Raw genomic sequence first — 24,327 nt, forward strand, 5'->3', positions numbered from 1 at the left:
GATGGAAACGCCATTAGTGATTAAATTAGGCGGCGCGGCACTGAGCTGCAGCGAGACCCTCGCCAAGGTTTTCGGCGCGATGAACACTTATCGCAGTGAGGCTGAGCGTCCACTAGTGCTGGTGCACGGTGGCGGCTACTTGGTTGATGATCTGCTGAAAAAACTCGCCCTCACCAGTGTGAAAAAACAAGGCTTACGGGTCACACCAGTCGACCAGATTGACTATGTCACCGGTGCCTTAGCCGGGACGGCGAATAAGCTGCTACTCGCCGAAGCGCGTAAGGCGAAGATTAAAAGCTGTGGTTTGAGCTTGGCCGATGGCGGCTTGTGTCAGGTCAGCCAGCTGGACCCTGAGCTAGGTGCAGTGGGGGAAGCCAGCGCCGGTGATCCTAGCCTGTTGCAGGCGGTATTGGCCGCGGATTGTGTCCCCATTATTAGCTCGATTGGCATCAGTGACCAAGGTGAGCTGATGAACGTCAATGCCGACCAAGCGGCGGTAGCGGTGGCAACCACTCTCGGGGCGGAGCTGGTGTTGCTGTCGGATGTCAGCGGCGTATTAGACGGCAAAGGGCACTTGCTGCCTTGCCTCACCGAGTTAGATGCGCAGCACTTGATGGAAAAAGGCGTGATCACCGATGGCATGGTGGTCAAGGTCAACGCGGCGTTTGCCGCCGCCCGCGAACTGGGTAAACCGGTGGAGATTGCCACCTGGCGTTACCCAGAAAAACTCACTCAATTATTCGATGGCCAGCAAATCGGCACTCGGTTTAGCGCCAGTTAATAAGACGTATAACGACGCGACGAAACCGTCGAACCGTCACATCAGGATTTAAGGAGAGCAAGATGAGCAAGGTAAATAAAGTTGTACTGGCCTATTCGGGTGGATTGGATACCTCGGCCATCATTCCATGGCTAAAAGAGAACTATGACTGTGAGGTCGTGGCCTTTGTTGCCGACGTCGGTCAAGGCGAACAAGAGCTCGAAGGCATTGAGCAAAAAGCGCTCGCCTCTGGGGCATCACAGTGTTTTATCGCCGATCTGAAACACGAAATGGTGGCGGAGTATATTTACCCCAGCCTGAAAACCGGTGCGGTGTATGAGGGCAAATACCTTCTAGGTACCTCGATGGCGCGTCCGATCATTGCCAAAGCGCAGGTCGAGTGCGCCCTTGAGGTTGGAGCGGATGCACTTTGCCACGGCTGTACCGGCAAGGGGAACGATCAGGTTCGTTTTGAGAGCACCTTCTCTGCGCTGGCGCCGCAACTGAAAGTGATTGCGCCGTGGCGGGAGTGGGATCTCACCAGTCGTGAGGCCTTGCTCGATTACTTGGCCGCCCGTGATATTCCCTGCACGGCGAGCCTTGAGAAAATTTATTCACGTGATGCCAATGCTTGGCACGTCTCAACCGAAGGCGGTGTACTGGAAGATACTTGGACTGCGGCTAACCAAGATTGCTGGGTATGGACAGTGGCGCCGGAAGAGGCACCCAATACGCCCGAGTTTGTTACCTTAGGGGTGCAAAGCGGGGAAGTGGTCTCAGTCGATGGTGAGTCCATGTCGCCTTATGACGTGCTGACGCTGCTGAACGACAAAGGTGCCGCCCACGGGGTAGGACGGATTGATATTGTTGAGAACCGTTTGGTGGGAATGAAATCCCGCGGCTGCTATGAAACCCCGGGGGGCACCATCATTATGGAAGCGCTACGTGGTGTTGAGCAATTGGTGCTGGATAAAGAGAGTTATCAGTTCCGTGAGGAGCTCGGTTTAAAAGCGTCTCACCTGATTTATGATGGGCGTTGGTTTACCCCGCTTTGCCAGTCTATTCTTGCCGCGGCCAATTCTCTTGCCGCGCCGGTAACGGGCGAGGTGGTGATCAAACTCTATAAAGGCCAAGCGACAGTGGTCCAAAAGCGTTCAACCAATAGTTTGTACTCGGAAGACTTTGCCACCTTTGGTGATGACGATGTCTACGATCACAGCCATGCCGAAGGCTTTATCCGTTTGTATTCGCTGTCGAGCCGGATTCGGACGCTGAACAAACAAAAACAATCCTAATTAAAAAAGCATCGTGAGCAGTAAGGAGAGACAGCATGGCATTATGGGGCGGACGCTTTAGTCAAGCAGCAGACAAACGGTTTCAAGCGTTTAATGATTCACTGCGCTTTGACTATCGCCTAGCAGAGCAAGACATTGTGGGCTCCATTGCTTGGTCCAAAGCCTTGCGTTCAGTGGGCGTGCTGAGTGATGACGAGCAACAGCAATTGGAGCTCGCGCTCAATGAGCTCAAGTTGTCGGTGATGGAAAACCCGAAGCAAATCTTAAGCTCAGAGGCCGAGGATATTCACAGCTGGGTTGAGCAGCAACTGATCGATAAAGTCGGGGATTTGGGCAAAAAGCTTCACACCGGACGCTCACGCAACGATCAGGTTGCCACGGATCTCAAACTCTGGTGTCGCCAGCAAGGCCAGCAAATCTTACTGTCTCTCGACAAGCTTCAGCAGCAGCTGGTGGATGTGGCCAGTCAGCACCATGATACCGTGCTGCCCGGCTACACCCACTTGCAGCGTGCTCAGCCAGTGACCTTTGCCCATTGGTGTTTGGCTTATCTGGAGATGTTTGAGCGCGACACCACCCGCTTACAAGATGCGCTTAATCGTCTGGATACCTGCCCGTTAGGATCCGGCGCGCTAGCAGGCACCGCGTACCCGATTGACCGCGATGCCTTGGCACAACAACTGGGCTTTGAGCGGGCCACCCGTAATAGCCTTGACTCAGTCTCGGACCGTGATCATGTGATGGAAATGCTGTCTGCGGCGTCAATTTCGATGTTGCATTTATCACGGATGGCTGAAGATATGATCTTCTATAACTCGGGCGAGTCTGGGTTTATCGAGCTAGCCGATACGGTGACATCAGGCTCCTCGCTGATGCCACAAAAGAAAAATCCCGATGCGCTAGAGCTTATCCGCGGCAAAACCGGCCGCGTCTATGGCACCTTGTCGGCGATGATGATGACGGTCAAAGCCTTGCCACTGGCTTATAACAAGGATATGCAAGAAGACAAGGAAGGGCTCTTCGATGCGATGGATACGTGGCACGATTGCTTAGATATGGCCGCGTTGTGTTTTGAAGGTATCACCATTCACAAAGACAAAACCTTGCAGGCGGCGCAGCAAGGTCATGCCAATGCCACCGAGTTGGCCGATTATTTGGTGAGCAAAGGGATCCCGTTCCGTGAAGCGCACCATATTGTGGGCGTGGCGGTGGTGTCTGCCATCGAGCAAGGTTGTGCATTGGAAGCACTGCCGCTTGCCACCTTGCAGCAATTCTCACCGGTCATTGAAGACGATGTGTATGCCATGCTCACGATTGAATCCTGCTTGGCTCAACGTCGTGCACTCGGTGGGGTCGCGCCCGAGCAGGTTAGCTTTGCTATTCAAGAAGCACAAAAGCGTTTGGATAAGCGCTTTACCCCCAAAGTCACGGTGCGCTCGGCAAGGCTCACCGACCTCGATACCATCGAAGGCATGGTGGTGTATTGGGCGAAGTTGGGGGAGAACTTACCTCGAGACCGCCATGAATTGGTGCGCAATATTGGCCTGTTTGCGGTCTCCGAGCATCAAGGGGATTTGACTGGCTGCGGCTCGCTGTATATTTACGACTCAGGGCTGGCAGAAATTCGCTCTTTAGGGGTCGAAGCAGGCTGGCAGCGCCAAGGTCACGGTACCGCATTGATGATGCACTTGATTAAAAAAGCCAAGCAAATGGCGATCGAGCAAGTCTTTGTCCTCACCCGGGTGCCCGAGTTTTTCACCCAATTAGGCTTTACCCCAGTGTCGAAATCGCAACTGCCTGAGAAAGTGATGAAAGATTGTGAAATCTGTCCGCGCTTTCACGCTTGTGACGAAGTGGCTCTGACCTATAACATTGCTGGGCCGGCGACAATCTCAACCTTCTCTGCATTGGAGTAGGGTGACACTGTCTATCGCGTGACGGCGTCCGTGTCGTTATTGCGTCTCCCTAAGGCTGCGAGTGGATTAAGCCGCAGCCTTTTCACCTGCCTCTGTCATAAAAACTTCATCAAATTGAGTGGCTTACAAACTGTTACATTGTACGGTTTGTCACAGAAGCGTCACGCGCAATGACCATCATGCCCGCGTTTTCTCGTTAATGATGGAGATTTTGTGGTGAAAACAACCGTGACGGCCGCAGTGGCCTCAGCCTTATTAGCGGCAACTGCACAGGCGGCAGTGCCTCAACAAAACGATGTATGGTACCAAGACGCACAAGCCGCCTTGGCGGCCGCTAAAGCGAACCCACCAATTACGGGCAAAGCCAAAAACGTGATCCTCTTTGTCGGTGATGGCATGAGTGTGGGGACAATCACAGCGGCGCGGATTTATCAGGGCCAGCAGCAAGGACAAACCGGTGAGGAAAACCGCCTTGGCATGGAAAGCCTGCCGCATGTTGCACTAGCAAAAACCTATAACACTGACATGCAAACGCCAGACTCGGCTGGGACCGCGACGGCGATGGTCACCGGGGTGAAAACCAAAGCCGGGGTTATTAGTGTTGACGATAATGTCCAGCGTGGTTTTTGCAGTACCGCCAAGGGTAACGAAGCGAAAACTTTATTTGAAATGGCGGGCGAGAAGGGCAAGGCGCTGGGCTTGATCTCAACCGCTCGTTTAACCCATGCCACCCCAGCTACCACCTACGCCCACAGTGCGGATCGCAATTGGGAAAACGATAGCAAGTTACCCAACATTGCTAAAAACCAAGGCTGTACCGATATCGCTAGCCAATTTGTCGACTTTGATGCTGGTGAGGGATTTCAGGTGGCTTTCGGTGGCGGACGGCGTGAATTTATTCCTGCCGATAGCGTCGATCCTGAGGGCAAAAAGGGCAAGCGTAAAGATGGACGCAACCTGATTGAGGCATGGCAAACCCGTCACCCTGATGGTCAATACATTTTCGATAAATCCGGTTTTGATGCCATCGATCCGGCGACCACCTCACGCGTGTTTGGTTTGTTTGAAAGCAGCCACATGAAATACGAAGCGGATCGCCGTGAAAGCCAAGATGAGCCATCATTGGCGGACATGACCAGCAAGGCGATCGATATGCTTAGCCGCAACAAAGACGGCTATGTGATGATGGTGGAAGCTGGACGTATCGACCATGCTCACCATGCGGGCAACGCTGCGCGAGCGTTAGAAGATACGTTGGCTTTCGATGATGCCATTAAAGTGGCCTTAGCGAAAACCAACCCAGAAGATACCCTGATCATTGTCACCGCCGACCATGCCCACACTATGGTGATGAACGGCTATGCGGAGCGGGGCAATCCGATTCTCGGTTTGTCACGTCAAAAAGGGCGCTTGAATCAGGATGATTTTGGTAAAACCTATACCACCATCACCTATGGCAACGGCCCGGGTGCGGTCAAAGGTGAGCGTGAAAATTTACAAGAAGGGCAGGTGCGTGAGCTGGATTACAAACAGCAATCCTTGATTAAGCTCGGTTCGGAAACCCACTCCGGTGAAGATGTGGCCATCATGGCTCGTGGGCCGATGGCGTGGTTATTCCAAGGTGCCGTGGAGCAAAACTACATTTTCCACGTGATCAACGAAGCCACGGATCTGGCCGATTAATCGTCTGGTATGTCTGACGACCCGCGCTCTGGCGCGGGTTTTTTATTGCGCCGAAACGGGTAAATCACCACATGCAGCGTGAGTAGCACACTGGCACTACCGGCGGCGAATAACAAGGCAATCGACTCCACTTGCCGTGGCGTGTCGGCATAGCCCCACCACCAAAGTGGCCAAAGTAGCGCGCACATGGCGGCCAGTTGTTTCATACAACGGGTACAGCGTCCCAGTTTTTGTTGCCAAATCGCGGACTGACAGTATTTGCAAGCCATGCGGTGTCTCTTGGTCGGTAGTAGCGATAACTTATTGTGGCGCAGTGGGCCGCCGGATACAAAAAAGCCCTCCAATCAGGAGGGCAAAAAGGTAAGCAAGTGCTTGGGGAAGCAACAGGCAGTGCCTGTAAAGCGCCGAAAATCGGCGAAAAGGGCAGTGGATTAGCAGCCCGGGCCACAGTCCATACAGTGTTTGATCATTTCAGGGCCGAGTTTGAGCTTGGCATTTACATCCCGCAGCGCGGTACGTACCCCTTCTTCAATCACTGGGTGATAGAAGGGCATATCCAACATTTGCGAAATGGTCATTTGATTTTGATGTGCCCATGCCAACAAGTGGGCCAAGTGCTCAGCATTCGGACCAATCATTTCAGCGCCAAGAAAGCGGCCAGTGCCTTGTTCGGCATACACGTGTAACAAACCTTTGTTTCGCAGCATCACCCGTGAGCGGCCTTGGTTTTCAAACGACACCACGCCGGTTTCAAAGCAGCCGCAGGGACCGAGACGGTCGGTAATTGCTTTGTAGCTTTCGCCCACCATCGCAATTTGCGGGTCGGAGAAGACCGCAGAGAGTTTGCTGCGGCGCAATCCGGCACGGATATCTTTACCGCGGCCTGCGTTGTCACCGGCAATGCGCGCTTGGTCAGCCGCTTCGTGCAGCAACGGAATTTGGTTACTGGCATCACCGGCAATAAAAATGTGCGGTGCCGTGGTTTGCAGGGTGTAACTATCGGCAACCGGCACCCCGCGGGCATCCACTTTGATGCTGGTCGCGTCAAGGTTTAGCTTGTCGACATTGGGGCGACGACCGGTGGCGGCAACCACATAGTCGACCCAGCGCAGTTGGCTCTCGCCCTCTTTATCACGATAACGGATTTGCACCTTATCGCCTTCACGCACCATCTCTTCCACCTTGGCATCGGCGTCGAGATAAAACTCCTCACTGAAGGTTTTATCCGCATATGCCATGATCTCTGGGTCGGTCAGCGGGCCCACTTGGCCGCCGACGCCAAACATAATCATCTCGACCCCGAGGCGGTGCAGCGCTTGTCCTAGCTCTAGGCCAATTACACCCGGGCCAAATACCGCAACCGAGTCAGGTAGATCGTCCCATTCGAAAATATCATCATTGACCACTAAACGATCGCCAAGGTGATCCCAAGCGGACGGCCAGCTTGGACGAGAGCCTGTCGCGATCACGATGCGATCAGCATGGATGGTGGTGTGATCATCAACCATTAAGGTGTGATCATCTACAAAGCGCGCATAGCCGTCGATTTTGTCTTGAGCGGGAATGTCATCGACACTTTCCAGTACAAAGCCGACAAAACGGTCACGCTCGCGTTTCACCCGATCCATCACCTCACGGCCATTAATTTCCGTGGTGCCGCCGGGATACACACCGAAGCCGGGCGCTTTGTCGATATGATGCGCCGCTTCAGCCGCCGCAATTAACAGTTTGGAAGGCATGCAGCCAACCCGCGCGCACGTGGTGCCATAGGGGCCGCCTTCAATCATCACCACGTTATCCGTATGCGCTTTGGCTGCGCGATAAGCACCGAGTCCGGCGGTTCCGCCACCAATCACAGCCACATCAACCGTTAATGTTTTCATTGCTTTCTCCTGGGAAAATAACGGGCGGCAAGGGAGCCGCCCAAACAGCGGATTACTGATTCAGATAGGTGTCGAGCTCTTCACTGCCACCGATATGACGGCCACCGATAAATACTTGTGGCACGGTGGCGCGACCGCTCACTGCACGCAAAGAAACCGTGGTGGCGTCTTTGCCAAGAATAATTTCCTCAAACTGAAGGCCTGCGTCGATCAGGGCTTGTTTGGCCTTGGCACAGAATGGACAGCCTGGTTTGCTAAACACGGTGATCGAATCTTGCAGTTTGTGCTCAGGAGCGATGAAGCCCAGCATGGTGTCGGCATCAGACACTTTGAACGGGTCGCCCGGCTCGTTGGGTTCGATAAACATTTTCTCGACCATGCCGTTTTTCACCAGCATGCTGTAACGCCATGAGCGTTTGCCAAAGCCAAGATCGTTTTTGTCGACCAGCATTCCCATACCATCAGTGAACTCGCCGTTGCCGTCAGGCAGGACATGAATGTTGTCAGCGTCTTGGTCGGCTTTCCAGGCGTTCATCACAAAGGTGTCGTTGACGGACACACAGACAATGTCATCAACGCCGTACTGTTGGAACACCGGATATAGCTCGTTATAGCGCGGCAGGTGCGAGGATGAGCAGGTCGGTGTAAACGCACCCGGCAGGCTGAATACAATCACGGTTTTATTGGCAAAAATGTCATCGGTGGTAACGTCTTTCCATTGGTCGCCTTCGCGAGTACGGAAGGTAACTTGTGGTACTGGTTGGCCTTCTTTTGATGCAAACATGGTTTCCCCTTTTGATTTGGTCGTTAACTGTCAACGGCATGTGTCTGACTCGCCGTGTCTTGATGGATGTAGTATCGCGAAAGAAGATTGATAGCTCTAATCGCTTGATGCTATGGTTTTGATAGTTTTCTCCTATAGAAAAGACAGCAATGAATATTCGTGATTTGGAATACTTGGTGGCGCTGGCCGAACACCGCCACTTTCGCAAAGCGGCCGAAGCGTGTTTTGTTAGCCAACCCACCTTGAGCGGACAGATTCGTAAGCTGGAAGATGAGCTGGGCGTGAGTTTGTTAGAACGCACCAGTCGTCGTGTGTTGTTCACCGATGCGGGTATGAGGTTAGTACAGCAGGCACGTAACGTGTTGCGAGAAGTCACAATTTTGACCGAATTGGCCAGTGAACAAGGGGAAAGTATGACGGGTCCCCTACATATTGGCCTGATCCCGACCGTCGGCCCTTATCTGTTGCCGAAGATCATTCCCATGTTGCGCGACCGTTTTCCAGAATTGGAGCTGTTTATTCACGAGGGTCAGACCCAGCAGTTGGTACAGCAATTGGAAGAAGGCAAACTCGATTGCATCATTTTGGCTTCTGTGGAAGAAACCCAGCATTTGAAAGAACTGCCATTGTATGAAGAGCCAATGCTATTGGCGGTCAGTGAGGCGCATAAGCTTGCGGGATGTGCTGAGGTGGCGTTAGATGTCCTGCAAGGAGAGACCTTGTTAATGCTGGGCGATGGTCATTGCTTACGTGACCAAGCGATGGGATTTTGTTTTAAAGTGGGCGCGCGCGAGGATCAGCGTTTTCGTGCCACCAGTTTAGAAACACTCCGCAATATGGTCGCGGCGGGCAGTGGTATCACCTTACTCCCTCGCTTATCCGTCCCTGCACAGCGACGCGATGGCGTGGCCTATATTCCCACCACGTCGCCAACACCGACACGGCAGATCACCTTAGATTATCGGCCCGGTTCACCATTACGAGGGCGCTATGAACAATTGGCTGAAGTGATCCGTGAGCATATGGTCGCGGTCATGGACACGCCGTTAAGTGCTGAACCTACCGCATTAAACGCAGGATAAAAAGAACCCCCAATACTGGATATCCAACATTGGGGGTCAGTTCAATCGTTACGGATACTGTCGTTTAAAACAATGATTCGGTCTCCGTTTCATAGATGGTGCCGCTAGGCTGGGATGAGACGTATTCGGTTGGCTCTGTCCCTTTAATAAAGTACTCGAACATCGAGGTGTGGTCGGTTTTACGGGTGAGCAAACCGGTTTCACGATCAATGCGTACCTTCACGATACCCGGTGGCACCACCTTACTTTGTTCTGGCACATCCGCGAGGGCTTTTTGCATAAAGTCTATCCATGCGGGCCCAGCGGTTTTGGCGCCAGACTCGGCCCCACGAATTGGTTGCTGCTCGTCATTCAAGTTGCTGTTGCGGGTTGTGCGCCCTAATTCACGTGAGTGGTCATCAAAGCCCACCCATACCGTGGTGACGATACCCGGGCCATAACCTGTGTACCAAGTGTCTTTAGAGTCGTTGGTGGTCCCGGTTTTACCGCCGATATCCCGTCTTTTCAGCGCTTGCGCGCGCCAGCCGGTGCCATTCCAACCGGTGCCATAGCGCCAGTCGCCGCCGCCCCAAATATTGCTCTGCATCATTTCGCGCACCAAGAACGCATTGTGCTTGTCAATAACTTGTCTGGCGGGCCGTGGCGATTCTTCGCTGTTATCGGTCAGCAAATTCTGCTCGTTGAAGGGGTCTGCTTTCTCCATCGGCTTTTCGCAGTCATCGCAAATCACCGATGGGTTAGCACGGTAAATTTCCTCACCGAAGGGCGTTTCTACCCGATCGATGATGAAAGGCTCCATAAAGTAACCACCATTGGCAAACACGCTAAACCCTTGTGCCATTTCAACCGGCGTTAAGCTGCCTGCGCCGAGTGCAATGGCTTCGGCGCGAGGGAGATCATCACGTTTAAAGCCAAAGCGAGTCAGATAATCTAAGGTATCGTCCAAGCCAACACGACGGAGGACACGCACAGCCATCACGTTTTTCGATTGTGCCAGTCCAATGCGAGCACGCAGTGGCCCTTCATAACGTGGCGGCGAGTTTTTCGGACGCCATGCCACGCCTTGACTGCGATCCCAGCGGTTGATGGGCGCGTCATTAATCAAGGTGGCAAGGGTCATGCCTTCATGGATGGCCGCCGAATAGATAAAGGGTTTGATGCTTGAACCCACTTGGCGCACCGATTGGGTAGCGCGATTAAATTTGCTATGCACAAAGTTAAAGCCACCCACCAAGGCTTTGATCGCCCCTGTGGTGGGGGACATGGATACTAAGGCGGTATTGGCGTTAGGCACTTGCGCCAAGTGCCATTGATCGTCAACGCGACGAATCCACACCTGCTCACCGCTTTGTAAAATATCACTGGCGTGTTTGGGCGCGGGGCCTTGACGATTATCGGTAATGTAAGGGCGCGCCCAGTCCATCCCCGCCCAACCAAGTGTAATTTCTTGGCCATTAGGACCAATCACTAAGGCGGATTGGTCACTCACTTCGGTCACGATGGCAGGCTCTAGTTGGCCATAGCTAGGCTGCTTGGCAAGATAATCGACAATACGCTGGTGTTGCCAACGGTCGCTTGCGGCTTGCCATAAGGTGGCGACTGGACCGCGGAAGCCGTGGCGACGATCGTAAGCAAGGATGTTATCCATCGCCGCATCATTGGCCGCGCGTTGCATATCGGAGTCCACACTGGTGTATATGCGAATGCCCGATGTGTAAGCATCGTCGCCAAAGTGTTCTACCGCCCATGCACGCGCCATTTCTGCGACATAAGGCGCATCGAGCTCAATTTCAGCACCGTGATAACGCGCGACAATCGGCTCATTTTTCGCTTGGCTATACTCGGCCTGCGAAATGTAGCCTTCTTTGAGCATGCGAGCCAGCACCACGTTACGGCGCTCAGTAGCACGAGACAGGGAGTACAACGGGTTCATGGTGGATGGCGCTTTAGGGAGGCCGACAATCACCGCCATTTCACTTAAGGTCAGCTCGTCTAGTGTCTTACCAAAGTACACTTGTGCCGCGGCACCAACGCCATAGGCGCGGTAGCCGAGAAAAACCTTGTTAAAGTACAGCTCAAGGATTTCGTCTTTATTCAACAATTGCTCGATATGCACGGCGATAAAAATCTCTTTTATCTTGCGCATGATCCGCTTTTCGTTGGAAAGGAAGAAATTTCGCGCTAACTGTTGGGTGATAGTACTGGCCCCTTGCTTCGCACTGCCTGACATGGCTACTACCACGGCGGCGCGAACGATACCAATCGGGTCGATCCCCGGGTGTTGATAGAAGCGACTGTCTTCAGTGGCGATCAGCGCATCAATCATTTGCGGAGGGATGTCTTCCAGTTTAACGGGAATGCGTCGCTTCTCACCAAATTGGGAGATCAGCTTGCCGTCAGCACTGTAAACCTGCATTGGGGTTTGTAGCTCGACATCTTTCAGTGTCGCCACATCGGGGAGGTCGGGTTTTACGTACAGGTAAAAACCGAAAATTGTAGTGACTCCCAGCACTGTGCAAACCAGTGCAAAGATAAGCAGACGCTTTATGAACTTCACCTGAGATTTCCCGTTCTGTTGCAATTGAGCCGTTCAATAACCATACGTCAGTAGTATAAAGGCACCAGCAATAAAAATAACCCGCCGTGAAGGGCAGTTTTCTAAATGCTGACCTCACGCTGACGTTGGGAGCCTAACACGAAATGGTTCGAAATTCGGCAGTTTTAGGTATCGATATTGGCCGAGATACCATTCACGCCATTGCGGTTCGTGCACATCGACAAGGCATTCAGGTCGCAGGGCATCATGAGGTGCACTATCGCGCGACTGACGATCTTTTGACCCCGATGACCGAGATAAAAAAACGATTACTCGCGTGTTTACCTTGGTATCAGCGCTTGCGCGTTCCTGTGGTGGTAGGCGTGGATGAAGATGCGGTGATCACCAAGCAAATTACGGCACCGCTTATTGACGATGAGATTGAGCAAGAAGCCTTGATTGGCCAAAAGCTGAGTGCTGCCCTCAACATGGATACCGCTACCTTGTATTACGACTTTGAGGTCATGAGCGGTATTTCCGTTCAGCCGGGACAAGCCTGTTATCAAGTCGTGGCGTGTCGGCGTCATGCTCTCACTCCAGCCCTAGACGCGCTCAAGCGGGTCGGTTTATCGCCCTCGGTGGCGGACATTAACAGCCAAGCGTTAGTCGGGGTCTATCAAGCGATTCGGCCTGTTGCGCAGGCTAATCACTGGCCGCTGTGGCTGCATTATCACGGTGGCTTGATCACCGCGATTCGTCTTTATCCGGATGGTCAGGTTTACCAGCATCGCAGCCGTTTGGGGGAAGGAGAGCGCTACGAACACCGCGAAGAGCACGCGAACACCTTAGTACAGCAGCATGTTGATCAGGCTTGCCATCGTGCGCGTGAGCACAATCGACTCTTGCCCCTGAGCACCGTTTGGATAAGCGGCGTCTGGCCTACCACACTCGCGTCTGAGCATCTGGCCATCACACGCTTAAATCCAGTGGCGATGTTGGATCAAACTGCCTCCACCATCAGTGACGAGGCCAGTATTGCGTTGGGATTAGCGCTGCGTGGAGGGTATTCATGCGTATAAATCTACTCCCTTGGCGAGAAAAAGCGCGTCGCGTTCAGCGTCACACCTTTATGGTTCACACTGGTTTGGTGGTGCTGGGCGTGGTACTGGTGGTTAGTGCCGTGAACGCGGTCCAGCAGCACTGGCTGACTGAGCAACAGGCACGTAATCAACGCTTAACCGCCGGGGTGAACGATTTTCGTGCCACCTTACAGGCTTTCAAGCGCGAAGATAAAAAGCGTGCTGCGCTGCAATCGCGCTTACAACTGGTCAACGCATTACAACAACAGCGCAATAATGTCACCGCATTACTGAATTTCATTCCAACCGTGATGCCTGAAGGGGCGTATTTGAGTCGTTTGGCGCAGCAACACGGACGTGTCACGGTCGAAGGCTGGGTGACATCTAATGCGGAGATGGCAAGCTTGTTGGCAGCGTTAGAGCAAAGTGCATTAGCCACCGAGGTTGATATTGACACTGTGATCACCGAATCCGGATCGCAACGCGCCAACAAACGCTTCACGTTAAGCTTTCGCTTGACCGACTACGTCACACCGCAGCTACCGAAGCCCAAAGGAGTGCAGTCATGATCGCACCCTCTGAGTGGGATTGGCAAAAACTCCCCAGTGCGCCACTCGCCACCCGCGCTATCGTTTGGGCGGTGGTCGCGTTCGCGCTACTCGTTCTCGCAGCTTTGCTGATTTGGCTACCCAACCAAGAGGCGCTGAAGGCAGCGACACAGCGCGAAGCACAACTTAAAGCCGAGTATCGATTGTTGGCCAATCGTGTGGCGGCTCTGCCCGATGTGGAGGCACAAATGCGCGCGTTAAATCAGCAATATGCCACTTTGCTTGCCCAATTGCCGGAAGAAGAAGAGCTTTCGGGATTACTCGCTGGGGTCAATGAAGTTGGGATCCGTCATCAGTTGCGCTTCAAAACACTGAAGTGGCAGTCAAGAAAGCATGGCAGCTGGCTCGATGCTATTCCGATGACGGTTGTGCTGAGCGGTGATTATGCCTCTATCGGTGCATTCAGCGCGGATATTGCTGCCATGACGCGCTTGGTGTCGCTGCAAGATTTTGTCTTAACCCGTACTGAAACCGATGACATTCATGCGCCCTTGCTGCTGTCTGTGTCTGCGACCACATATCGTTATACCGGTGAACGCATTGCCACCGACAAGGAGGCCGTACAGTGAAGCGTCTTTTGGTGTTGTTATTTGGGTTGAGTTTGGTCGGCTGTGATAGATACCACAGTGATATCGAACGCTTTATGCAACAAACCCAAGCCAGTGCGCAAGTCACGGCGACCCGCATTCCCCCTCCGCCGAGTTACCAATCGATAGCCTTTGTCGCTGATCAGCGGGATCCCTTTGTGCTGCCAGCCATCAATACAGGTGGACAGGCTTCAACGGGTGACTGTTGGCAGCCCAATTTACAACGGCCTTTAGAGCCGCTTGAGCAATTTCCACTGGCAAGCCTTGCCATGAAAGGCAGCTTAACCAAAGGCGCACAGCAACAAGCCTTAATTGCACGTCCTGATGGCACCATCACTCAAGTCAGTGAAGGTGCGCATTTAGGCGAAAACCGTGGCCGTGTAGTGGACGTGAATGCACACCAGATCGCCATTGAAGAAGCCCTGCCGGATGGCTTGGGATGTTGGCAGCTTCGCACTGTTACCTTGTCGATGGAATCAACTTTGCCGTAGTTAGGATACCAATATGATGATACGCCCTTACCTTTCCCGCACGTTCTCGCAAAGCGTTCGCCCAGTCTGGCTCATACTGCTGGTACTGATGTTCAGCCTGGGTTCAGTGCAGGTTGCCGCAAAGAGTATGTTGACTGATATCGCAGTGAAGCGTCTAGATAATGGTGATGCTCAGGTCTCGCTGACGTTTTCTGATGCCGCGGTAACGGCTGACTTTCGTCAACCCATCCCTCAGCAAGTCACGCTACGCTTGCCAAATGTACAGCTAAAACAGGCATTACTTGCGGTTCTCGATACTCGCAGCCGTCAGACCCCAGTGACTGAGATTGAGACCTTTCAGGCCCCTGAGAGTGCTCGCATTGTACTGCGTGCTGAGCAGGCCGTGGATTTTGATTATCAGCAGCAAGGAAAGGTGTTGACCATCCGCGTCTCTGCGGCAAAAAAAGCGCCTTCTGCGACGGCCTTAGCGCAAAAAGGGGCGGCGATCTCGATTAACTTCCAAGACATTCCGGTCCGTACCGTGTTGCAGCTGATTGCTGAACAGAATGATTTTAACCTTGTGACCTCGGACTCGGTACAAGGCAATATCACCATGCGCATTGATGGTGTGCCTTGGCAAGATGTATTGGATGTGATTTTGCGTGTGAAGGGGCTGGATAAGCGCCAACGGGGACAAGTGATGCTCGTTGCTCCGAGCGCTGAGCTGATGGCACAAGAAAAGCAAGCACTCGAAATGCGTCAGCAGGCCGATGCCTTACTGCCTCTGACCTCAGAAGTACTCACGGTGAACTATGCCAAAGCCAGTGATATCGCCGCCCTGATCAAAGGCCAAGGCGAAGGGGTCAGCTTACTGTCTCCTCGCGGGGCGGTGTCGCTGGATGAGCGTACCAATGCGTTGATCATTAAAGATAATCAAAAGAACTTAGCCCGTATTCGCACCTTGGTTCGCCACTTGGATGTGCCGGTGAAGCAAGTTGAAATTGAAGCGCGGATTGTCACGGTTGAAGAGGGGTCTGTCGATGAGCTGGGAGTGCGCTGGGGGATTTTAAATCGCAACGGTTCAACCAGTATCGGCTCTTCGATAGAAAGCAACCTGATGTGGGACCGTAACATGTACAATTCCGATGACGAGGCATTAACCGGATCGGGCAATGATTCTCTGCCGGTGGACAATTTTTTGAATGTGAACTTGGCCGCCTCCAACCCTGCTGCGTCAAGTCTGGCACTACAAGTGGCTAAATTGGGCAGTGATTTATTGCTGGATCTCGAGTTATCGGCGCTGGAAAGTGAAAACAAAGCAGAAATTGTATCGAGCCCGCGCTTAATCACCACCAATAAAAAAGCGGCATATATCGAGCAGGGGACCGAATTACCTTATCTTGAAGCCTCTTCCAGCGGTGCTGTGGCGGTGTCGTTTAAAAAAGCAGTACTTAGCCTTACCGTGACGCCCCAAATTACCCCAGAGAATGAGTTAGTGCTGGATTTGAAAGTCACCCAAGATATGCCAGAGAAGTCGGTGGTGGCAGGTAAAGGGGAGGCCATGTCGATCAGTACCAAGCGCATTAATACGCAGGTATTGGCGCGGAATGGTGAAACGGTGGTGCTGGGAGGGATCTTCCAACACACCATGATTAACAAAGAAACCAAGGTGCCATTACTCGGGGATATTCCGCTGTTTGGAAATCTGTTCAAACACCGTCTGAAAGATCATGCAAAACGCGAGCTTCTGATCTTTGTGACCCCTAAAATCGTCACAGGGTAGGTTAGGTGTTGCCAAAGGGGTCACTGTCCTGAGATAATTTTTAGTCTGATCACGAATTATCTGTGAGGAATTGGCGCCTCGGGCTTTTCTACATCAAGCCTGCGGGCGGTGTTGTTTTATTTAACCGCGCGTAAAATTGCTTAAAATGGCTGAAAAACGAAATATCTTTTTGGTAGGCCCTATGGGGGCTGGTAAAAGCACAATTGGTCGTCATCTCGCTCAACAACTTCACATGGAATTTTATGATTCTGACTCAGTGATTGAAGATCGAACTGGGGCAGACATTGCATGGGTGTTCGACGTTGAGGGAGAAGAAGGTTTTCGTCAACGTGAAGAGAACGTGATTAACGACCTGACTGAGAAGCAAGGTATCGTGCTAGCGACCGGCGGCGGCTCTATCATGAGTAAAGAAAGCCGTAACCGTCTCTCTGCTCGTGGTGTAGTGGTGTACTTAGAAACCACTATCGAGAAGCAGCTGGCGCGTACACAACGCGATAAAAAACGTCCTTTGCTTCAAACCGATCAACCCCGTGAAGTGTTGGAATCACTCGCGCAAGAGCGCAACCCACTTTATGAAGAAATTGCTGATTATGTGGTGCGTACTGATGATCAAAGCGCCAAAGTGGTCGCGAATCAAATCATCGAGTTGTTAGAGCAGCACTAATCCCAGACACAGGACCCGACCATGGAACGGATAGATGTTCAGTTAGGGGCGCGTAGCTACCCTATCTCTATCGGCGAAGGGCTGCTGGCAGATGCCAGCTTGTTTGAAAACGTACGTTCGCGTCGGGTTGCTGTGATAAGCAACGAGACAGTGATGCCATTATATGGCGAGAAGCTGGTCTCGACGCTTAAGCAGGTAGGGGCACAAGATGTCGCCTGCCTTAGCTTACCCGACGGTGAAGCGTACAAATCGCTAGAAACCTTCAACACTATCAACACCTTCCTACTTGAAAACAACTACAATCGCGATGTGGTGCTGGTGGCACTGGGTGGCGGTGTGATTGGTGATATCGTTGGCTTTGCCAGCGCTTGTTATCAACGCGGGGTAGATTTTATTCAAGTTCCTACCACCTTATTAGCGCAGGTTGACTCGTCGGTTGGCGGGAAAACGGCCATCAATCATCCCTTGGGTAAAAATATGATTGGTGCGTTTTACCAACCCAAAGCGGTGGTGATTGACACTCAAGTACTCAGCACCCTCCCAGATCGAGAGTTTGCGGCGGGAATGGCTGAGGTAATCAAATACGGCATTATCGCCGACGCGCCTTTCTTTGACTGGCTCGATAGCGAAATGGCGGCGTTGACCGCTTTGTCACCCGACGCGTTAAGTTATGCGATTCGGCGCTGCTGTCAAATCAAGGCTGATGTGGTCGCGCAAGATGAAACCGAAGCCGGTGTACGTGCTCTGCTTAATCTGGGCCACACCTTTGGTCATGCGATTGAAGCGGAGATGGGCTATGGCAACTGGTTACATGGTGAAGCGGTTGCAACGGGCACCGTGCTTGCTGCCCACACGGCACAGCGTCATGGTTTGCTGGACGAACAAAGTGTGTCCCGCATCACTGCCTTGCTCGAAAAAGCGCAGCTTCCCGTGCACGTCCCTGCCCAGATGAACTACGATGCTTTTATTAAGCACATGATGCGTGATAAAAAAGTGCTTTCAGGACAGTTGCGTTTGGTACTGCCAACAGCGATCGGCCAAGCGCAAGTGGTTGCAGATGTTCCACATCAGCTTTTAGCCGATGTGATTGATGCCGGTTAACCATTGAATGCATGACAAACACCTTTGATACCTTGGCCTTGGAGCTGGAAAGCCAAACCCAGCTCTTATCACGCCTGCAGTTTCTTACCCGCTTTAGTTCTAACCTTATCCAGGTCACCGGCCCGACTGGCGCGGGTAAAACCTGGCTCAGTGAGCGCTATATGGAGCAATGGGCCGACGCGTCGGTCCACTCCTTATTGGTGTGTCACACGGCACAAAATGATGCACAACGCCGTGCTATTTTGCTTCGTCAAATTGTCAAAGATGGCGTATTTAATGAGGCCGACCCGCTAGTCGATAGCCTGACGATGATGCTCGGCGACAGTGGGTGCGATGCATTAATTGTCATTGATGATGCCCACCGTCTTAGCCCGAATTTATTGTCTGAACTTTGGGCACTGGTTTTACAGGCACAAAACCAAGATCATTGGCGCATCAATGTGGTGCTTTTTGCGTTGCCCGGAAAGTTGAACAAGTGGCTTCGTCAGGTGTCATATGGCCAAGGCCAAAAGCCGTTAGAGTTAGAAGTCTCGCCCTTAAATGAGGGGGAGGAAGAAATGTTTATCGATGTGTTGGCGGTGACCCGACGCATTGATGCGACCAAGAAAAAACAATGGCTGGCCAAGTTGGCCAATCAAACCCTCTATCCGGGCATGATCATGGGCAAGGACAATCAGGAGACAGGCACAGTGAGTGACGAGAAGAAAAAGCCCTCGCGTAATAAACCCTTTACCATGCTGGTATTGGCCGTGGTGCTCATGGTCGTGGGTGCTGGTGTGATTTGGTGGTACTTCCCGAGCCAAAGTGATGATCAGTCCTCGGGCATGGTATTGCCAGAAGGGTTAAAGAATCTTGATGACTTACTCCGCGAACAGCAGGGCGAGCCAGAGAGCGCCGTGACTGTTGGCCAAAGCACCGAGAAAGGCATGGACCAAAACCCAGCCAGTACTTCAAACCGCACCAGCCAGTCAGGCTCGGTGACTGAAGATACAGTCTCATTGCCAGAAGAGGTTAATGGCGAAGGCTTGACGGTTGGCCGCGGAGATGAAGGCAAACGCGTTGTCGTGCCTGATGACGTGGTCGATGCCATGATTGAAGAACAGGATGCGGGTGGTGATGGTACTGAGGCCGTTGACGAACCCTTGATCCCTGAGCTGGCACAAACACCGCCCACACCGGCGGCACCAGACAGCCGTCCAGAGCCTGCTGCTCCTCGCCAAACAGCGCAACCGGAAGCTGCATCTCAGCCAGCGTCCGCGAACCAGACCTTGCCGTTAGATGCCCAAGCTCTACTGGCGGTGCCTGCACAGCGCTATGCGTTACAGCTGGCCGCCTTACAATCCCGCCAAGATGCGGTTGATCTGATTGCGAACTATCAACTGGAGGGGCGTGTTCAGGTTTATCAAACTCGCCGTAATGGTGGCACTTGGTACATGGTATTGCTGGGCGATTATGAGAGTGTCACCGCGGCGCGTCGCGCAGAACTCACTCTGGCCGACAATGTCCGTGCGCTGCAGCCATTCGTGAAATCATTTAGCCAAATTCACCGTGAAATCAATCGTGCAAATGGGCAGTAAAATCCGCTGATTGATGAAACAAAATAAGGTACAATCCGCCCCCTTTCATATCGCGGAGAATGACAAGGGGCAATGAAAAAGCATCGCGCGTTTCTAAAGTGGGCTGGCGGGAAGTATTCGCTGGTCGATGACATTCGCCGTCATCTTCCCGAAGGGGACACGCTGATCGAGCCTTTTGTCGGCGCAGGGTCGGTGTTTTTAAACACCGACTACGACCGCTATATCTTGGCTGATATTAATCCCGACTTGATTAATCTCTATAACATTATCAAACAAACCCCAGCACGGTTTGTCGATGATGCACGCGCCTTTTTCTGTCAAGACTACAATCAAAAAGCGCAATATTTGCAAGTGCGGGAAGACTTTAATGCCACGCAAGATCCGTATCTTCGCTCGCTCTATTTCTTGTACATGAATCGTCACGGCTTCAATGGCCTGTGCCGTTACAACAAAAAAGGTGGATTTAATGTTCCCTTTGGGTCTTACAAGAAACCGTACTTCCCTGAAAAAGAGCTGTTCTTTTTTGCCGAAAAAGCACAACGGGCAGAGTTTGTGTGTGAAGGGTATGCGGAAAGTTTTGCCCGCGCGAAGCTGGGCGACGTGGTGTATTGCGATCCTCCTTATGCGCCTTTAACCGCGACAGCGAATTTTACCACTTATGCCACCAACGGCTTTACGCTGGATGATCAAGCGTTATTGGCCGAGCATGCAGAGCAGGCAGCGATGGCGGGTGGGATCCCGGTTCTTATTTCAAACCACGACACCCCTTATACCCGCCGTTTATATCGTGGTGCGACCTTCAACGTGGTACGAGTCAAACGTACCATTAGCCGTAATGGGAATGGGCGTAATAAAGTGGATGAGCTGTTGGCACTCTTTGCGCCTCAACCCTAACAGGAAAGTGGCATTAGGTAATCATGCCGACAATGGCAAGCAAAGTCGCGACAAATACACCGATCATCACCACGCCTATCACGATGTACGCAGCAGGTGAGTCTTGAGCAAAATCGCGTTGACGGTTTTGCTCGGACTGCACACCAAAAAGCGCGGCAATCACACTTTTGATGACGTCCCAAACGCCTAATTTTGTTGTCATGATGCCTCCTTTTTTGTCGCTCTTATCCAACCCTAGTTGGTGGTATGTATTTTGTCAGCTGTTCAGGTAGAAAAGCGGGATCGAATAAGACAGCGCGAGCGAGATCGGGTAGAATTGCGGCGACTTTTTGGCAAGTGAGGCGACAACTATGACGGATTTTTTGATCGCGCCATCGATTTTATCAGCAGATTTTGCGCGCTTGGGCGAGGATGTAGAAAAGGTACTCGCCGCGGGTGCAGATGTGATCCACTTTGATGTAATGGATAACCATTACGTGCCTAATCTCACCTTTGGCGCGCCGATTTGTCAGGCGCTGCGCGATTACGGCATTACCGCCCCGATTGACGTGCACCTCATGGTTAAGCCGGTTGACCGCATTATTCCCGACTTCGCCAAAGCTGGCGCCGATATGATAACCTTCCATGCTGAAGCCAGTGACCATATCGATCGCACCTTACAATTGATTAAAGATCACGGCATGAAAGCCGGGCTGGTATTTAATCCCGCCACACCACTGCATTATCTTGATTACGTGATGGACAAACTCGACATGATTTTGTTGATGTCCGTGAATCCCGGTTTTGGTGGCCAATCGTTTATTCCAAGCACCTTGGATAAACTGCGCGACGTGCGCGCACGTATTGATGCCAGCGGTCGAGACATCCGACTGGAAATTGATGGCGGTGTGAAAGCTGACAATATCGCCGAGATTGCCCAAGCAGGGGCAGATATGTTTGTTGCCGGTTCTGCGATTTTTGGGCAACCCGACTATAAAGCGGCCATTGATGAGATGCGCACCGCGCTTGCAAATGTAAATAGGTAAGTAGTATGAGCCTTCGTTATATTGCCTTCGACCTCGATGGTACCTTGGTCGACAGCGTACCGGACTTAACTCAAGCGTTACAGATGATGCTGGCTGACTTGGACATGCCCACCGTGACGGTGGAACAAGTTACAGGTTGGATTGGTAACGGTGCCGATATTATGATCCGTCGTGCGCTGTCGCGTCGTCATGATTTTGCCACTGACTTGGATGCCGATTTGGTCGCCCGTGCCCGTGAGCGTTTTAACTTCCACTACGACAATAACGGCCATGAAAAAACCGTGCTGTATCCGGGCGTGAAAGACACCTTGGCCGCGCTGCATCAGCAAGGTTATCAACTGGGTGTCGTGACAAACAAACCCGTGGCATTTGTGCCCGCCATCCTAGAAGATTTAGGATTAGCCACCTTGTTTACCGATGTGTTGGGAGGCGATAGCCTACCGACCAATAAGCCAAACCCAGAAGGGTTGCACCATTTGCGAGACAAGCATGGCTTAACCAATGCACAAATGTTGATGGTCGGTGATTCAAAAAATGACATTTTGGCAGCCCAGAATGCAGGCATCGCTTCTGTCGGGTTAACCTATGGCTACAACTACGGTGAACCGATTAGCGATAGCCGTCCTGACTATGTGCTGGATTCATTCAGTGAGCTACAAGCCGTGGTCGCCAGCCACCAAGCATAACGATTATATAGCAACATAACTACCGCCCGGTTGGGCAACGCGTAAAGGAACCTAATCATCATGAGTCAATCTTCAAAACCCATTGTACTGAGTGGTGTGCAGCCCTCGGGTGAACTAAGTATCGGTAACTATCTAGGCGCGCTGCGTCAGTGGGAACAGATGCAAGATGATTATGACTGCCAATACTGTGTGGTGGATTTGCATGCGATTACCGTTCATCAAGATGCGGATGCGTTACGCGAAGCAACCTTGGATGCGTTGGCGTTGTGCTTGGCGGTGGGCGTGAGCCCTGAGAAAAGTAACTTGTTTGTACAATCGCACGTGCCAGAGCATGCGCAATTGGGCTGGGTATTGAACTGTTACACCCAAATGGGTGAGCTGAACCGCATGACCCAGTTTAAAGACAAATCGCAGCGTCATGCTGAGAATATCAACGCCGGTCTATTTGGGTATCCAGTGCTGATGGCGGCAGATATTTTGCTGTATCAAACCAATCAAGTGCCTGTAGGTAATGATCAGAAGCAGCACCTAGAGCTTGCCCGTGATATTGCCACGCGCTTTAACAATCGTTACGGTGATGTCTTTACCATGCCTGAGCCTTACATTCCTGATGTGAATGCACGGGTGATGAGCCTGCAAGATCCAACCAAGAAAATGTCGAAGTCGGATGATAACCGTAATAACGTGATTGGTTTGCTCGAAGATCCCAAAGCCATTGTCAAGAAAATCAAACGTGCGGTTACCGACTCGGAAGAGCCACCGCGTGTCCATTTTGATATCGAGCAAAAGCCAGGTGTCTCTAACTTGCTTGGTTTGCTGTCCGGGGCGACCGGTGAGTCAATTGCCGCACTAGAAAAAGCCTACGAAGGCAAAATGTATGGCCATCTGAAAAAAGATACTGCTGAAGCGGTGGTGGCGATGCTCGAACCTCTCCAAGCGCGTTATCATGAGTACCGCGCTGATCGCGCGCTGCTCGACAGTGTGATGCAAAAAGGTGCTGAGCACGCATCGGCACGCGCACAGCAAACCTTGCGTAAAGTGTATGACGCAGTGGGTTTTGTTCCACGCGTGTAGCACACGAATATGACGGTATAAAAAAGCAGCGGCATAGACCGCTGCTTTTTTGATCAGACCGGAACCCAACTCTCACTTCTTATAAGTCCATCAATAGTAACTGTTTCTGATGCGAGCCAAATCACGCCATTCTGTGTATCCATCGTTAATAATGCGCGCGAAATTCGAGTAATCACTCAAACTACGTGAAGGAACAGGTATGAAAAAGCCACTGATGTGGTCGCCGCTAGCATTGATGATGGCGGGACTCGCCATGCCCGCGGCCGCCAAAGCCCCCCTCGAGCAAACCTACCAGTGCGGCATGACGCCCACCACGCCCATTTATGCGATCCAAGGTGACGGTGAGCGCAGCCCATTGGTCCCAGCAGGCAAATACAGCTCCGATAAAACCTATGCGGTACAAGGTGTCGTCACTGCGGTGACCCAAGGCCTTTATAAAGGGGTTTGGATTCAAGACCCTCAAGGGGATGGCAATCGCGCCACGTCCGATGGCTTGTTTGTGTACTTGCGGGACGCTGACGCTCTCAATTTGCAGCCCGGTGACACCTTATGTGCCAGTGGTAAGGTCAAAGAGTATTATGGTCATACGCAATTGGGTGTGACCGATAATCAAGTCGCTAAGGGCCCGTATTATGGTCCGTTGGCTCCGACTGCCATTCGTGTGGATCACGGTGAGTCGTTAAAGGATGCACTTGAGCGTTACGAAGGCATGTATGTGACCATGGACGCGGACAGTGAACTGGTGATCACCCGTAATTTTGGCTTTGACTACGACGCGTTTCGCAACAATATGGTGTTAACGCACCGCACCCCTTTATTTAAACCCACGCAACTTTATCC

22 protein-coding genes and 1 pseudogene are annotated in these 24,327 nt (G+C 52.2%); 18 read left to right on the plus strand and 5 right to left on the minus strand.

Annotated elements, in window-relative coordinates:
- Position 1 precedes the first annotated feature (1 nt).
- From argB to BZJ17_RS12635, 4 genes are all read left to right on the plus strand, one after another.
- Entirely contained in the window at positions 2-781 is a 780-nt protein-coding gene (gene argB / locus BZJ17_RS12620) for an acetylglutamate kinase (RefSeq protein ID WP_077640961.1), read from the plus strand.
- A gap of 62 nt (positions 782-843) precedes the next feature.
- On the plus strand, positions 844-2,055 hold the full coding sequence (locus BZJ17_RS12625; protein WP_069589858.1) for an argininosuccinate synthase: 1,212 nt from the start codon (positions 844-846) through the stop codon (positions 2,053-2,055).
- A gap of 35 nt (positions 2,056-2,090) precedes the next feature.
- Positions 2,091-3,971: an argininosuccinate lyase gene (argH, locus tag BZJ17_RS12630; protein ID WP_077640962.1), complete on the plus strand. Its 1,881-nt coding sequence runs from the start codon at positions 2,091-2,093 to the stop codon at positions 3,969-3,971.
- 213 nt (positions 3,972-4,184) lie between these two features.
- The gene (locus tag BZJ17_RS12635) at positions 4,185-5,654 is read left to right on the plus strand and encodes an alkaline phosphatase (protein ID WP_077640963.1); all 1,470 of its coding nucleotides are present in this window, start codon (positions 4,185-4,187) and stop codon (positions 5,652-5,654) included.
- Here the strand turns inward: BZJ17_RS12635 and BZJ17_RS12640 are convergent.
- The 3 genes from BZJ17_RS12640 to BZJ17_RS12650 form a co-directional block, all read right to left on the minus strand.
- Entirely contained in the window at positions 5,651-5,923 is a 273-nt protein-coding gene (locus tag BZJ17_RS12640; RefSeq protein WP_077640964.1) for a DUF3624 domain-containing protein, read from the minus strand. The genes BZJ17_RS12635 and BZJ17_RS12640 overlap by 4 nt on opposite strands.
- Before the next feature lie 162 nt (positions 5,924-6,085).
- Positions 6,086-7,537 carry a dihydrolipoyl dehydrogenase gene (locus BZJ17_RS12645; RefSeq protein ID WP_077640965.1) on the minus strand — a complete coding sequence of 484 codons (1,452 nt, stop codon included), beginning with the start codon at positions 7,535-7,537 and terminating at the stop codon, positions 6,086-6,088.
- A gap of 52 nt (positions 7,538-7,589) precedes the next feature.
- Positions 7,590-8,321 carry a glutathione peroxidase gene (locus tag BZJ17_RS12650; protein WP_069589865.1) on the minus strand — a complete coding sequence of 244 codons (732 nt, stop codon included), beginning with the start codon at positions 8,319-8,321 and terminating at the stop codon, positions 7,590-7,592.
- A 149-nt stretch (positions 8,322-8,470) separates the two neighbouring features.
- Between BZJ17_RS12650 and oxyR the strand changes: the two genes are divergently transcribed.
- Entirely contained in the window at positions 8,471-9,403 is a 933-nt protein-coding gene (gene oxyR / locus BZJ17_RS12655) for a DNA-binding transcriptional regulator OxyR (protein WP_069589866.1), read from the plus strand.
- A gap of 64 nt (positions 9,404-9,467) precedes the next feature.
- On the opposite strand, the gene BZJ17_RS12660 is transcribed toward oxyR, so the two are convergent.
- Positions 9,468-11,960 (minus strand): PBP1A family penicillin-binding protein, encoded by a 2,493-nt coding sequence (locus tag BZJ17_RS12660; protein WP_077640966.1) that lies wholly within the window; start codon positions 11,958-11,960, stop codon positions 9,468-9,470.
- Between the two features lie 143 nt (positions 11,961-12,103).
- Between BZJ17_RS12660 and pilM the strand changes: the two genes are divergently transcribed.
- The 9 genes from pilM to dam all read left to right on the plus strand — a co-directional run bounded on the left by pilM (position 12,104) and on the right by dam (position 20,702).
- Positions 12,104-13,018: a pilus assembly protein PilM gene (gene pilM / locus BZJ17_RS12665; protein WP_077640967.1), complete on the plus strand. Its 915-nt coding sequence runs from the start codon at positions 12,104-12,106 to the stop codon at positions 13,016-13,018.
- Entirely contained in the window at positions 13,009-13,587 is a 579-nt protein-coding gene (locus tag BZJ17_RS12670) for a PilN domain-containing protein (protein WP_077640968.1), read from the plus strand. Before pilM ends, BZJ17_RS12670 begins: the two co-directional genes overlap by 10 nt.
- Positions 13,584-14,195: a type 4a pilus biogenesis protein PilO gene (gene pilO / locus BZJ17_RS12675; RefSeq protein WP_077640969.1), complete on the plus strand. Its 612-nt coding sequence runs from the start codon at positions 13,584-13,586 to the stop codon at positions 14,193-14,195. Before BZJ17_RS12670 ends, pilO begins: the two co-directional genes overlap by 4 nt.
- The gene (locus tag BZJ17_RS12680) at positions 14,192-14,704 is read left to right on the plus strand and encodes a pilus assembly protein PilP (protein ID WP_069589873.1); all 513 of its coding nucleotides are present in this window, start codon (positions 14,192-14,194) and stop codon (positions 14,702-14,704) included. The genes pilO and BZJ17_RS12680 overlap by 4 nt, the downstream gene beginning before the upstream one ends.
- A 13-nt stretch (positions 14,705-14,717) precedes the next feature.
- Positions 14,718-16,466 carry a type IV pilus secretin PilQ gene (pilQ, locus tag BZJ17_RS12685; protein ID WP_241836804.1) on the plus strand — a complete coding sequence of 583 codons (1,749 nt, stop codon included), beginning with the start codon at positions 14,718-14,720 and terminating at the stop codon, positions 16,464-16,466.
- A gap of 145 nt (positions 16,467-16,611) precedes the next feature.
- The gene (gene aroK, locus BZJ17_RS12690; RefSeq protein WP_069589875.1) at positions 16,612-17,130 is read left to right on the plus strand and encodes a shikimate kinase AroK; all 519 of its coding nucleotides are present in this window, start codon (positions 16,612-16,614) and stop codon (positions 17,128-17,130) included.
- 21 nt (positions 17,131-17,151) lie between these two features.
- On the plus strand, positions 17,152-18,231 hold the full coding sequence (gene aroB, locus BZJ17_RS12695) for a 3-dehydroquinate synthase (RefSeq protein WP_077640970.1): 1,080 nt from the start codon (positions 17,152-17,154) through the stop codon (positions 18,229-18,231).
- Positions 18,232-18,242: 11 nt separating this feature from the next.
- Positions 18,243-19,808 (plus strand): AAA family ATPase, encoded by a 1,566-nt coding sequence (locus tag BZJ17_RS12700; protein WP_077640971.1) that lies wholly within the window; start codon positions 18,243-18,245, stop codon positions 19,806-19,808.
- Positions 19,809-19,880: 72 nt separating this feature from the next.
- Positions 19,881-20,702, plus strand: coding sequence for an adenine-specific DNA-methyltransferase (gene dam, locus BZJ17_RS12705; protein WP_069589882.1), 822 nt, complete (start codon positions 19,881-19,883; stop codon positions 20,700-20,702).
- Positions 20,703-20,715: 13 nt separating this feature from the next.
- On the opposite strand, the gene BZJ17_RS12710 is transcribed toward dam, so the two are convergent.
- On the minus strand, positions 20,716-20,904 hold the full coding sequence (locus tag BZJ17_RS12710; RefSeq protein ID WP_069589884.1) for a DUF2970 domain-containing protein: 189 nt from the start codon (positions 20,902-20,904) through the stop codon (positions 20,716-20,718).
- 148 nt (positions 20,905-21,052) lie between these two features.
- Between BZJ17_RS12710 and rpe the strand changes: the two genes are divergently transcribed.
- The 4 genes and pseudogenes from rpe to BZJ17_RS17300 form a co-directional block, all read left to right on the plus strand.
- Positions 21,053-21,727: a ribulose-phosphate 3-epimerase gene (rpe, locus tag BZJ17_RS12715; RefSeq protein WP_077640972.1), complete on the plus strand. Its 675-nt coding sequence runs from the start codon at positions 21,053-21,055 to the stop codon at positions 21,725-21,727.
- Positions 21,728-21,732: 5 nt separating this feature from the next.
- Complete coding sequence (locus BZJ17_RS12720) at positions 21,733-22,413, plus strand: phosphoglycolate phosphatase (RefSeq protein WP_077640973.1); 681 nt, start codon at positions 21,733-21,735, stop codon at positions 22,411-22,413.
- A 60-nt stretch (positions 22,414-22,473) separates the two neighbouring features.
- Positions 22,474-23,487: a tryptophan--tRNA ligase gene (gene trpS / locus BZJ17_RS12725; protein WP_096630638.1), complete on the plus strand. Its 1,014-nt coding sequence runs from the start codon at positions 22,474-22,476 to the stop codon at positions 23,485-23,487.
- 199 nt (positions 23,488-23,686) lie between these two features.
- Positions 23,687-24,327 (plus strand): annotated as a pseudogene (locus BZJ17_RS17300) (endonuclease); the annotation flags it as partial.

The organism is Salinivibrio sp. IB574, from assembly GCF_001996205.1.
GTDB classification, from domain to species: Bacteria; Pseudomonadota; Gammaproteobacteria; order Enterobacterales; family Vibrionaceae; genus Salinivibrio; species Salinivibrio proteolyticus.